Source organism: Streptococcus sp. ALY_211 (genome assembly GCF_058314555.1).
Map to the genome: position 1 here is coordinate 254,804 of NZ_JBZFUN010000001.1, position 12,094 is coordinate 266,897.

Annotated in this window: 11 protein-coding genes; 9 read left to right on the plus strand and 2 right to left on the minus strand. The window is 40.8% G+C overall.

Translation table 11 applies throughout. From position 1 onward, the window contains the following. The first annotated feature begins 39 nt into the window (after positions 1–39). The 9 genes from AC4HAJ_RS01210 to AC4HAJ_RS01250 all read left to right on the plus strand — a co-directional run bounded on the left by AC4HAJ_RS01210 (position 40) and on the right by AC4HAJ_RS01250 (position 9,249). Complete coding sequence (locus AC4HAJ_RS01210; RefSeq protein WP_491078325.1) at positions 40–1,992, plus strand: BglG family transcription antiterminator; 1,953 nt, start codon at positions 40–42, stop codon at positions 1,990–1,992. A gap of 3 nt (positions 1,993–1,995) precedes the next feature. Then, entirely contained in the window at positions 1,996–2,433 is a 438-nt protein-coding gene (locus AC4HAJ_RS01215; RefSeq protein WP_491078326.1) for a PTS mannitol transporter subunit IIA, read from the plus strand. 15 nt (positions 2,434–2,448) lie between these two features. Continuing rightward, the gene (locus tag AC4HAJ_RS01220; RefSeq protein WP_491078327.1) at positions 2,449–3,594 is read left to right on the plus strand and encodes a mannitol-1-phosphate 5-dehydrogenase; all 1,146 of its coding nucleotides are present in this window, start codon (positions 2,449–2,451) and stop codon (positions 3,592–3,594) included. 224 nt (positions 3,595–3,818) lie between these two features. Beyond that, positions 3,819–5,204, plus strand: coding sequence for an McrB family protein (locus tag AC4HAJ_RS01225; protein WP_491078328.1), 1,386 nt, complete (start codon positions 3,819–3,821; stop codon positions 5,202–5,204). After that, positions 5,188–6,519, plus strand: coding sequence for an McrC family protein (locus AC4HAJ_RS01230; protein ID WP_491078329.1), 1,332 nt, complete (start codon positions 5,188–5,190; stop codon positions 6,517–6,519). The genes AC4HAJ_RS01225 and AC4HAJ_RS01230 overlap by 17 nt, the downstream gene beginning before the upstream one ends. A gap of 26 nt (positions 6,520–6,545) precedes the next feature. Continuing rightward, positions 6,546–6,878: a zinc ribbon domain-containing protein YjdM gene (locus AC4HAJ_RS01235; RefSeq protein ID WP_491078330.1), complete on the plus strand. Its 333-nt coding sequence runs from the start codon at positions 6,546–6,548 to the stop codon at positions 6,876–6,878. 229 nt (positions 6,879–7,107) lie between these two features. Next, complete coding sequence (locus AC4HAJ_RS01240) at positions 7,108–7,749, plus strand: amino acid ABC transporter permease (protein WP_491078331.1); 642 nt, start codon at positions 7,108–7,110, stop codon at positions 7,747–7,749. 9 nt (positions 7,750–7,758) lie between these two features. Next, a complete protein-coding gene (locus AC4HAJ_RS01245) occupies positions 7,759–8,388 on the plus strand; it encodes an amino acid ABC transporter ATP-binding protein (RefSeq protein WP_491078332.1) in 630 nt (209 codons plus the stop codon). A 12-nt stretch (positions 8,389–8,400) separates the two neighbouring features. Beyond that, complete coding sequence (locus AC4HAJ_RS01250; RefSeq protein ID WP_491078333.1) at positions 8,401–9,249, plus strand: amino acid ABC transporter substrate-binding protein; 849 nt, start codon at positions 8,401–8,403, stop codon at positions 9,247–9,249. Between the two features lie 50 nt (positions 9,250–9,299). Here the strand turns inward: AC4HAJ_RS01250 and AC4HAJ_RS01255 are convergent, their stop codons facing one another. Both AC4HAJ_RS01255 and AC4HAJ_RS01260 read right to left on the minus strand, forming a co-directional pair. Continuing rightward, the gene (locus AC4HAJ_RS01255; RefSeq protein WP_491078334.1) at positions 9,300–10,499 is read right to left on the minus strand and encodes a cation diffusion facilitator family transporter; all 1,200 of its coding nucleotides are present in this window, start codon (positions 10,497–10,499) and stop codon (positions 9,300–9,302) included. A 240-nt stretch (positions 10,500–10,739) separates the two neighbouring features. Continuing rightward, positions 10,740–12,089: an alanine/glycine:cation symporter family protein gene (locus tag AC4HAJ_RS01260; protein WP_491078335.1), complete on the minus strand. Its 1,350-nt coding sequence runs from the start codon at positions 12,087–12,089 to the stop codon at positions 10,740–10,742. Positions 12,090–12,094: the final 5 nt, after the last annotated feature.

A 12,094-nucleotide genomic window follows, 5' to 3' on the forward strand; every position in this document is an offset into this window, starting at 1 on the left:
TATAGCATCTTGTTAGCTAAAGTAGTGTATAATGAGGCCATGATATTTAATAAACGTGAAGAAAAATTGATTAAAGCTTTCCTGGAGGTTGGAAAGCTTTCGGTTGATGACAGTCAAAAGATTTTAGGTGTCTCACAAAGAACAGCCTATCGAGTGTTGTCTGAGCTAACGAATAGCTTAAAACAGTTGAATATAGATCTGATAAAAGATCATAAGAAGTATGTTCTAGCTGGTGATCTATCAAAATTAAGTGGACTTTATACTCTGGAGAATTACAGCCGCAGTGAACGTCTAAGTCTGATTACACGTGACTTATTGTTGAGTGATTCTGCCTTAACCAATGCGTATTTCCAAGAGCGTTTTGGTGTTAGCAATGTCACGATTATTCAAGATATTAATGCGATTGAGGAGCGTTTGCAGTCCTTTGATGTTAGCCTTGAGCGAAAACAGGGTTATCTGTTGATCCTAGATTCTGAAAAAAGGCGTTATTTACTAGCTGTTTTATTGACTCATGACCTAACAACTGATGATTTTTATCAAGGCAGGCTAGAAAGTCTACCTGATTCTCTTACTGAGCCGATTAAGCTTGCTCAGAAGGCTTTTAAGGAAAATCAGGGACTCATTCCGGATATGGATCCAAAATTGCTTCAATTTTTTGTGATTCTCTTAGGCCTTTCTAATCAATTTGGTCAGGTTTCTACAGTGCATCATATCAGTAAGCGGGCTGTGGAGTTGTCACAACATCTCTTTTACAGTTTGGCTAGACTTTCAGGTGATGTTTACAAAAGCGATGAGATTCTGTACTGGGCCAGTCAATTAGACAGTCTTTATATCAAGCGGCAAGACAATCCTTTGTATGTAGAAAATTTTGACAGTCCTTATTTTTACAGTGTGACGAATCTTATTGATAAATTATCATCTTTTACAAAGATTAATTTTGTCAAAGATAAGACCTTGTTTAAATTTTTGTTTCATCATCTTCGTTTAAGTTTGGCGGTGCCTAATCTTTTTCCTGATCAATCGGTGTCCTCAATAGCTCATGTCGTTGCCTTTCAAAATGACTTTTTGCATCGCCTTATTAGGCAGGTTGTTAAAGATTTGTTTCCAGCTTACATTCAAACGGAAGCAGAATTTGAGCTGATCACCTTGCACTTTGCATCCAGCTTAAGGCGAAGTCCTGATATTTATCCTATCCAGGTGCTTATGCTGACGGATCAGCGGCCCTTAGCAACGGAGTTACTTCTTACCAGAATTAAATCTATTGCTCCCTTTATCCAATCCATCCAAGTTAAGCGTATACAAGATTTTCTTGTCGAAGATTTAGATCAGTATGATTATGTCCTATCAACTAGTCCAACTGATCAAAAGGGGATTGATGTGATTGCTAGCTTTCCTAATAATGCTGAACTCTTACGTCTTCAAGAAAGACTGCAGAGGGTCCAACTGGAGCGTGATGAGCGCCGTGAGCAGAGTTTTGAGCTGGCTGGTCAGACAGTGCTCAAGGATTATTTGGGGGCGAGTCGTCAGATTTTAGAACAATTTTACCTAGAGCAGATCGATAACAGCGAGACATTTGAAAAGACTGTTTCAGAAATTGTGCCACTGCTTAAAGGGATCAATGATTCTTCTTATCTGATAAATAAGCTATTGAAGCGCTTTGAGATTAGCCCTTTTGCCATTCCAGAGACGGGATTAGCCCTACTTCATACGCAATCTCATACTGTTGATGTCAGTCAGTTTGTGGTCTATGAATTGGCTATTCCAATAGAAGTAGTCTCCATGGATAATAGCCGGGAGAAGGTGAGTCGGATTTTAGTCATGTTGACCAAGTTAGATAGTTCTAAGGAAATTAAAGCTTTAATGTCAGCTATAGGTCAGTCTATTATTGAGAATCACCTCTATACGGAAATTTACAAAACGGGTAATCAGGAAATCATCTATCAATTATTAAATAAAATTTTCACAGAAACCATTAAAGAGTTGGAGAGTTAATCTATGGAATTTGAAAAACAGTTAATCAAATTGAGTCAAGCGTTCGACACTAAGGAAGAGGCCATTCGTTATTGCGGCCGTCTGCTGGCAGATGGTGGTTATGTTGATGAAGATTATATCGAAGCTATGATCCAACGTAATCAAGAGCTATCTGTCTACATGGGAAATTTCATCGCTATTCCCCACGGTACCGACGATGCTAAAAAGTCAGTAGTAAAGACAGGCATCAGTGTTGTCCAAGTCCCTAAGGGCGTTAATTTTGGAACAGAAGAAGACCCCCAAATTGCAACAGTTCTCTTTGGAATCGCTGGTATCGGTGATGAACACTTAGAGTTGATTCAGAAAATTTCGATTTTCTGTGCAGATGTCGATAATGTTGTCAAACTGGCAGATGCTCAGTCAGAAGAAACTATTATTCGTTTGTTAAATGGCGTTGAGTAAGAAAAGAGGTTTATGATGAAAAAAGCAGTACACTTTGGTGCCGGAAATATCGGTCGGGGCTTTATTGGTGAGATTTTATTTGAAAATGGTTTTGACATTACATTTGTTGACGTTAACGAAGCTATTATCAATGCACTCAATGAGCGCCACAGTTACGAGATTGAAATTGCGGAAGATGGCCAGCGTCATATCGCTGTGTCAGGTGTCAGTGGTATCAATAATGCTCAAGATCCAGAGGCTGTCGTGGCAGCTATTGCGCAAGCAGATATGATCACGACAGCTATTGGTCCTAATATCCTGCCGCTTATCGCTGAATTGGTCGCCAAGGGGATCGAAGCCCGCCAAGCTGCTGGTAATCAGCAGGCTATTGATGTTTTGGCCTGTGAAAATATGATTGGTGGGTCAGAATTCCTCTGGTCCGAAGTGCAGAAGTACTTATCTGAAGCTGGTCTGACCTATGCTAAGGAATATGTCGGTTTTCCAAATGCGGCTGTTGATCGTATTGTTCCGGCACAAAGCCATGAAGATCCTCTTTTTGTGGTGGTTGAACCCTTCAAAGAATGGGTTGTTGAAACAGGTCGTATGAAAAATAAGGCGTTAAAACTGGAGGGCGTGCATTATGAAGAAGAATTAACACCTTTCATTGAACGCAAGCTCTTCTCAGTCAACTCCGGTCATGCAACATCTGCCTATACTGGTGCTTTCTATAGCGCTCAGACCATCCTTGAAGCGCTTAAAAACGAAAGGGTTAAAGCCAATGTTGAAGCAGTTCTAGCAGAGATCCGCAGTCTCTTGATGGCTAAATGGCGCTTTGATGAAACAGCCTTAGTTGATTATCATAAGGTCATCATCTCTCGCTTTGAAAATCCTTATATTGTCGACGACGTGACCCGTGTTGCCCGGACGCCAATTCGTAAACTGGGTTTTGATGAGCGCTTTATCCGCCCTATCCGTGAATTAAAAGAGCGGGGGCTTTCCTATGACAATCTTTTAAAAACCGTCGCCTTTGTCTTCAAATATCATGATGCTGAAGACCCGCAATCTCTTGAGCTGCAAGAACTCTTGACTGACAAGTCTCTACCAGAAGTCATCGCTCAAGTCACAGGCCTTAAGGATCAGGAGCTCATTAAAGAGATTGAAGATGCAGTTACTGCAATTTAAAAAATTAGCAGTCATGTCAAAAGCAAGCTAAAATGTTAGCTTGCTTTTTTTATGAGCCTTTTATGCTCTGAAAAGTAATTTTTAAGCAAAATATTAAATTTTCAGAAATTAATATAAAGTTAAAGAAGAAATGCTAGAATAAGTTATGTTGTCTCATCAGTAAAGTAGAAATTTTCAATATAGCAGCAAAATTTACCAAAAGAAAGCCAGAGAGAATATTTGATATGTCCAATAGTTATAAGGAATTTAAGAACTTACTTAGGAGATTTGTAGAACAGGCGAATGAAAATCAAACAGAGAATAAGAAAACTAAATTATTATCAGTGGATTTACCAAATAGCGAATATAGAGATGGAAATCGAATGTTTTTTGTAACGATTGCCGATATTGAATTTCATTGTCATCTATTTAATACAGGTTCCTATGGTCCTAAAAGTGGAGATGGAGAGACAAAAGTACCTTATATAAATTATGATATTTCTGTAGATCATATGGTGGAGGGGCTATGGGCAAATTTAAGATTTGAATTTAAAAATGGCAAAATTATTTCGGTAAAAGCTGTTATTTGGAAAAACGGGGAAAAAGATTTACCAACAGGAATAGCAGCTAACATAGAAGATTTAGATTTATTTAATGATAGGGATCCAAATTTGAATTTAAGAAATTTTTTTGACGAATATATGCATATTAAAGAAACAGAAGCATATAGAGGCTTAGTCAGTTCTAGAGAAAATCTAGTAAAAGAAAATCCATCTACATTTTATAGTAAAAATGCTAATATTTTATTAAATTCCCACAACCTCATCCTCCGTGGTGCGCCGGGTACTGGGAAAACCTATCTTGCTAGGCATATTACTGAGGAGCTGACTGGAGGGAATGATGACCAAATCGGTTTTGTGCAATTTCACCCATCCTATGATTACACAGATTTTGTGGAAGGGTTGCGCCCTGTCTCAAGTACTGATGGTCAAATTGGTTTTGAATTGCAGGATGGGATTTTTAAGGAATTCTGTAAGAAAGCAAGAGAAGATCTAAACAAAAACTTCGTCTTTATCATCGACGAAATCAATCGCGGAGAGATTTCAAAGATTTTTGGAGAGTTGTTTTTCGCTATTGATCCGAGTTACCGCGGGGAGAAGGGTGCAGTATCAACCCAATATGCTAATTTACATGAAAGGGATGAGAGATTTTATATTCCTGAGAATGTCTATATCATTGGCACCATGAACGATATAGATCGCTCCGTTGATACTTTTGACTTTGCTATGCGCCGGCGTTTTAGGTTTGTTGAGGTGAAAGCTGAGGATAGATTGGAAATATTGGATGACACATTGGGAGACTATGCTGAGGAAGCAAAGGCACGACTGACTAACCTCAACAATGCCATTTCTCGGACTGATGGTCTCAGCAGTCACTATCATATTGGTCCATCGTATTTCTTGAAACTGAAAGATCTTGATTACGATTATGGTGTACTTTGGTCTGACTATTTAGAGCCGCTTTTGGAAGATTACTTGCGTGGTTCCTATGATGAGGTAGAAAAGCTGAAAAAGTTAGAAGAAGCCTACAACTTAGTAACAAAGGAAGAGTCAGATGAGACTGACGGATAATGATTCAGTAGCTAGGTCTGAATTTGAAACTTCTTACCCTCAGCTGTCAGAAAAATTGCTGGATAGAAAGTTGGAAGGTCTTTCCACAGAGGGTAATCTCTTTATTTTTCCGCATGATCTACAGGATTCTTTCGATTTGGAAAAAGACGGCAAGGTGCTAGAGACAGTTGACGGTCAGATTAAAACGCACAATATCATCGGCTTTCTGGGCTGTGGGGAGGAGCGCTTGAGCATTCATTCACGTTTTGCCACTGGGGAAGATGACTATTTCTTGCATTACATGCTGCAAAAGGTGCTGCAGCTCAATCTGACTAGTCTCGATGTCGGCCTGTCTCAGAAAGATAGCTGGTACCAGCTATTGGTCTATCTCTTTCCCAAATATCTTGAAGCAGCCTTGCGCAAGGGGCTGTATAAGGAATATCAACGCTTTTTCTACAATGACAGTCATGTCAAAGGGACAATAGAAGTTGCCCAGCATATTAAGCAGAACACGCCTTTTACAGGAAAAATAGCTTATTCAACTAGGGAATTTTCCTTTGATAACGCTCTCATGCAGCTGATTCGCCACACCATTGCCTTTATTCAGCATACGGTTCCCAATGGCAGAGCACTTTTATCCAGCTCATCTTCAGTTAAGGAAAATATAGCTGAAATTGTACGGGTAACGCCCGGTTATCGATTTTCAGATAGGACTAAGATCATCAGAGAAAATCAAAATAAACCTATCCGACATGCTTACTATCATGAGTATCGGACTTTGCAGCGGCTTTGCCTGATGATTTTATGTCGAGAAAGGCATGGGCTGGATCAATCCCATCAAAAAATCCACGGTCTTCTTTTTGATGTCGCCTGGCTCTGGGAGGAGTATCTGGCGACTTTGCTTGGGAAGGATTTCGAGCACCCGCAGAATAAGGCTAGTACAGGTGGTATTTCTGCTTTTTCTGACAGGACAAGAACAGTTTATCCAGACTTTTACAGCCGTCAGTCAGGTATTGTTTTAGATGCTAAATATAAGCGATTGGAAAAGACTGAGAAAGGCATTGCTCGGGAAGATTTGTTTCAGCTGATTAGCTATACTTATATTTTAGAAGCTAAGGCAGCCGGTTTGCTATTTCCAAGTACTGAAAGAGAAGCTGATCACTATATCGGAAGGCTTGCAGGTTACGGCGGAACATTGAAAAAGCTCGGCCTCTTTATTCCTCAAGAACAGACTAACTATCAGGATTTCAGTAGTGCCATGAAGGAGGCAGAAGAGATCTTTCAATATCAATTATCTGACTCCATTTGCCAAAACTCCAATCCTACAGTAAAATAGTGGTATTAATGATTAAGGAGAAATACATGTCTTTACCAAATTGTCCCCAGTGTAACTCGGAGTATGTCTATGAGGACGGAATTCTGCTGGTTTGTCCTGAGTGTGCCTACGAGTGGGATCCAAATGAAGTTGCTGAGGAAGAGGGCTTGATTGTGCTTGATAGTAATGGTACCCGCTTGGCAGATGGTGACAGTGTTACTGTCATCAAAGATCTTAAGGTTAAGGGGGCTTCTAAAGATATTAAGCAAGGGACTCGTGTTAAGAATATCCGCTTGGTTGATGGTGATCACAATATTGACTGTAAGATTGATGGCTTTGGAGCTATGAAGCTCAAGGCAGAATTCGTAAAGAAATCCTAAGTTTACAAGAAGCTGGATAAAAATCAGCTGCTACAGTGATCGTGGTTAAGAAGTCAGTTGGTGTTTTTCTGTTGATTTGTCTATCCTTAGGGGAAATGATGCAAAAGGCTCAGGCATTCTGTCTGGCTTTTTTTGTATATTTTTGCTATGAATTGAATAAAAATAAATACTCTATCTGATTGTCAGAAAATTTGGTATAATAAGTCATATCATCTATCGAGGAGTTATTATGGCGTATGTAATGGAAATTCTCCCCGCTCTTTTAAATGGGGCTCTAGTCACTTTGCAGGTTTTCTGCATTGTTATTATTTTATCCATTCCCTTGGGAATTATTTTGGCATTCTTGATGCAGCTCAAGTTTAAACCTTTGAATTGGTTGTTGACGATCTATGTATGGGTCATGCGTGGAACTCCGCTCTTGCTTCAGCTGATTTTCTTTTACTATGTTCTGCCAAGTGTGGGTATCGTCTTCGATCGCTTGCCAGCTGCAATTTTAGCATTTACGCTTAATTATGCTGCTTATTTTGCGGAGATATTTAGAGGGGGGATTGATGCCATTCCTAGGGGGCAGTATGAGGCTGCACGTGTTTTAAAATTTAGCCAGCTTCAGACCATTCGTTATATCATTTTGCCACAGGTTATCAAGATTGTGCTTCCCAGCGTCTTCAACGAAGTCATTAACTTGGTGAAGGATTCATCCTTGGTTTACGTTCTGGGTGTGGGTGATCTGCTTCTAGAAAGCCGTACCGCTGCTAATCGTGATGCCACTCTGGCGCCAATGTTCGTAGCTGGAGCTATTTACTTAGTTCTTGTTGGTGTAGTGACCCTAGCATCTAAGCGTATTGAGAAAAAATTCAATTTTTATAAATAGGGAGGTCGTATGTTAACTTTAAAAAATATTTCAAAACAATTCGGCCAAAATAAGATTTTTACCGACTTCAATTTAACAGTCAAGGAAGGAGAGATCTTGGCGATTGTTGGTCCTTCTGGTGGTGGTAAGACCACTCTCTTACGTATGTTAGCTGGTCTGGAAACAATTGATGCTGGTCAAGTTCTCTATCAAGGGAAAGAGGTTCCTTTGAGTCATTTGGAAACAGAGAATATTTTAGGCTTTGTTTTTCAGGATTTTCAGCTCTTTCCTCACTTGACGGTCTTGGAAAACCTCACCCTATCTCCGGTTAAGACCATGGGAATCTCTAAGGACGAAGCTGTTAAAAAGGCTCAGAAACTGCTGGAAACACTTGGACTTGAGGAGCATGTTAATGTCTATCCTTATTCCTTATCTGGTGGTCAGAAACAGCGGGTTGCTTTTGCGCGTGCTATGATGATTGATCCTAAGATCATTGGTTACGATGAACCGACATCGGCCTTGGATCCAGAACTGAGACAAGAAGTAGAAAAACTCATTCTGCAAAATCGTGACACAGGTATTACCCAGATTGTTATTACCCACGATATGCAGTTTGCGAAAAATATTGCAGATGAAATTTTGACGATTAATCCTAAATGAAATAGGTGATCTATGAAAATGATAAAAAAATTATTGGGGCTCTCCTTCTTGGCCCTGCTTTGCTCGACGGTATTAGTGGCTTGTAGTTCCCGTTCTAATTTTGCAACTCAGCGTGATCAGTGGAAGACCTATGTCCAAGAAAAGCGGATTAAAATTGGTTTCGATGCTACCTTTGTCCCTATGGGGTTTGAAGAAAAGGATGGTAGTTACCATGGATTTGATATTGACTTAGCTAATGCTGTCTTTAAAAAATATGGGATTACTGTCGAATGGCAGCCTATAGACTGGGACATGAAAGAAACTGAGCTTAATAATGGAACGATTGACCTGATTTGGAATGGTTATTCTGTAACAGATGATCGCAAGCAAGTCCTTGATTTTACAGATCCTTATATGGTTAATGAACAAGTCGTGATTACCAAAAAATCATCTGGTATTGATACAATAGCTGGTATGTCTGGTAAGAGCATAGGTGCTCAGGCTGGATCATCAGGATTTGATGCTTTTAATGCTGAGCCCAAGCTCTTAAAGGATAAGGTCAAGGATAAAACGGCAACCCAATATGCCACTTTTACGACAGCTATGATTGATCTGGATGCCAATCGTCTCGATGGACTGTTGATTGACCGGGTTTATGCCAACTACTACCTGGAACAAGAAGGAAAGTTGGATCGGTATAATCTGACACCAGCTGGTTATGAGTCTGAAAATTTTGCTGTTGGTGCCCGTAAGGCAGACAAGACTCTGGTTAAAAATATTAATAGAGCTTTTAGTGACTTGTATCAGGAAGGGAAATTCCAGAAAATTTCAGACCGCTGGTTTGGAGAAGACATTGCAACTAAAGAGGTCAAAGAACCGTAAAAGGATTATTCAAGTGATCATAATAAATGAGGCCGGGAAATTTCCCGGCCTCATTTTGCTTTTTGTTTGGATGTGATTTGGTGAAAGATCAGTTGCCAACGCTCATGGCGACGCCAGATACTGGTATGGCTTTCTTGGTTGACTTGGTAGGTTACTAGTTTTGTTTTTTGACTGATGGAAGTCATTTGGAAGTTTTTTAAATGATTGGAAGAAGGCTGCCAGTGGTCTGCAATAGCCTTTCCTTTACTAGTAGAGCCCTCCTGGTCGATGAGCTGTGTTGACTCTGTTAGGAGGTCCAGATGGTCAGATAGTTTTGACAGGATCTCTGTTTCGTAGCTAAGGAGTTTATTGTAAACATTTTCTTCTTTTTCATCTTCGGGAATACTGGCTGGCTCGACGTGAATATCCACATCATAGATTTGGAACTGATGGTGGAGGAGGTCTTCCACTTGTTCGGTAATGGCATGGCTTTCGTAGACTGATAAATCAGGGTTCATTTCAAGCACCAAGTCCAAAAAGATATTGCTACCATAGGTACGTCCACGTTGTGATTTGACCGCTGTAATTTTGGGGATTTCAAGAATGGCTTTCTCATATTTGAGCAATTCTTGGTCGTCAAAGCCATCTGACAGACTAAAGGTTGCTTGAATAAAAATATCATAGGCTGTTTTTAAGATGAAATAGCAGATAATGATGGCAGCCAGACGGTCAATAATGGGGAGCTTAAGTGAGCTGGCAATAATGGCAATAGATGTTCCTAAAGAGACTAAAGCGTCAGATAAATTATCCTTGGCAGAAGCTAGGAGGGCGCTGGAGTTCACCTTTTTGGCTAGCTGTTTATTGTAAAAATAGACTAAAAGCATCAAGCTGGCTGATATCAGACCAACTAGGGCTCCTTGGGCATCAATGGGAGTGCTTTGGTTGGCTAGCAATTTTTTGATGGTTTGAAGCAAGACTTGAAAACCAACTAGAAACATGATAAAGGAAGTGATGAGGCTGGAGAGATCCTCAATTTTCCAATGCCCAAAGCGGTGGTCTTCATCGGCAGGTCGGCTAGCGAGATATAGGCCGATTAGCAAGATGACATTGCTGAGGATGTCGGAGAAGTTATTAAAACCATCAGCAATTAAGGATGAGGACGCTAAATAGTGTCCTACAAACAACTTTCCACTGGCCAAAAGGATATAGGCGCAGATACTAAGAATAGGCCCTCGTCTAGCTTGTTTGATATTGTCTATTTTTTCAGTCACAGCTTGCTCTCCTTTAGTATTGGTTTAGTTATTATACCAGAATTGCCCCCGTCGTGATAGGGTAGGGGATAAGGAAGTGGGGGCAAAATCAATCGTTCTAGGCATTGATTCTTATTTCTTGTTGGGTTTTAAACTTTAGGTAGCTAAGGGATTTGGCGCTTGGATTGTAAGCTGTCATTTTTCAATCGTTGAAGTTTACTCTTCACTTTGGTTCAATACATAAGGCTGAGAACTTTTGTCTCAGCCTTTTTTGTCTCGTTGGTCAAAGTATTTTTTCGTTTCTGCGATGATGATCGGTGATAAGCCTAGCAAGGCTACAAGGTTGGGAAAGGCCATAAGTCCATTGACAATGTCAGCGATTGTCCAGACGACTTGTAATTTGATAAAGCCTCCTAGGGCAACCATGAGCACAAAGACAGCACGATAGAATTTGATAGCTTTTGTTCCGAGGAGGAACTCCACACAGCGCTCACCATAGTAAGACCAGCCTAGGATAGTGGTAAAGGCAAATAGGGCTAGTGACAAGGTCAAGACGATGATACCAAGGTTGCCAAAAACAGATCCAAAAGCACCTTGTGTGACAGTCACACCTTCAAGTCCCTTAACTGCCCATTTACCAGTGACAAGAATAGAGAGCCCGGTCAGAGTACAGATGATAAGGGTATCGATAAAGGTACCTGTCATGGAGATGAGACCTTGCTCCACAGGTTCTTGAGTTTTAGCAGCAGCGGCTGCAATAGGGGCAGAACCTAGACCAGATTCATTGGAGAAGACACCGCGTGCTACCCCTAGCCTAATGGCTTCCATAACGCCTACTCCAGCAAACCCTCCTGTGGCAGCAGCAGGAGTGAAGGCTGATTTTAAGACCATCCAGATAGTTGGGAGGATGTTTTGGTAGTTGACAGCTAGGATGCTGATAGCGGCTAGGATATATAAAGCAGCCATAAAAGGAACAATCTTCTCAGCTACTTTGGAGATCGACTGGATACCGCCGAAAATAATAATGGCTACCAGAACAGCAACAATGCAGCTGATGATTTTTGGCGACCAGTGGAAACTGCTCTCCAGTGAACTGGTAATAGAATTGACCTGAGTAAAGGTACCGGAACCAAGTAAGGCGGTCATAGTACCAAAGATAGCAAAGAGGACTGCTAACCATTTCCAGTTTTCTCCTAGCCCATGGACAATATAGTACATGGGTCCACCAGATACCTGACCATTAGCATCCTTAGTACGATACTTGATAGCAAGGAGCCCCTCGGCGTATTTGGTGGCCATTCCAAAGAAGGCCGCCATCCACATCCAGAAGAGAGCTCCAGGCCCGCCAGTTCCAATAGCGGTTGCGACCCCCACGATGTTACCGGTGCCGACAGTTGCAGCTAAGGCAGTAGCTAGGGCTCCAAAACTAGAGATATCCCCTTCGCCAGTGTCTTCTGCAAAAATGAGCTTGAAGGCCTTGGGGAGTCGGATAATCTGGAGAAAGCCAAGTCTTAGAGTCAAATAAATTCCAGTACCTACTAAGAGAATGAGTAGTATTGGTCCCCAGACATAGTTATCTTTAATATCTGTTAATAGTCCTAAATCTAACATGAGAA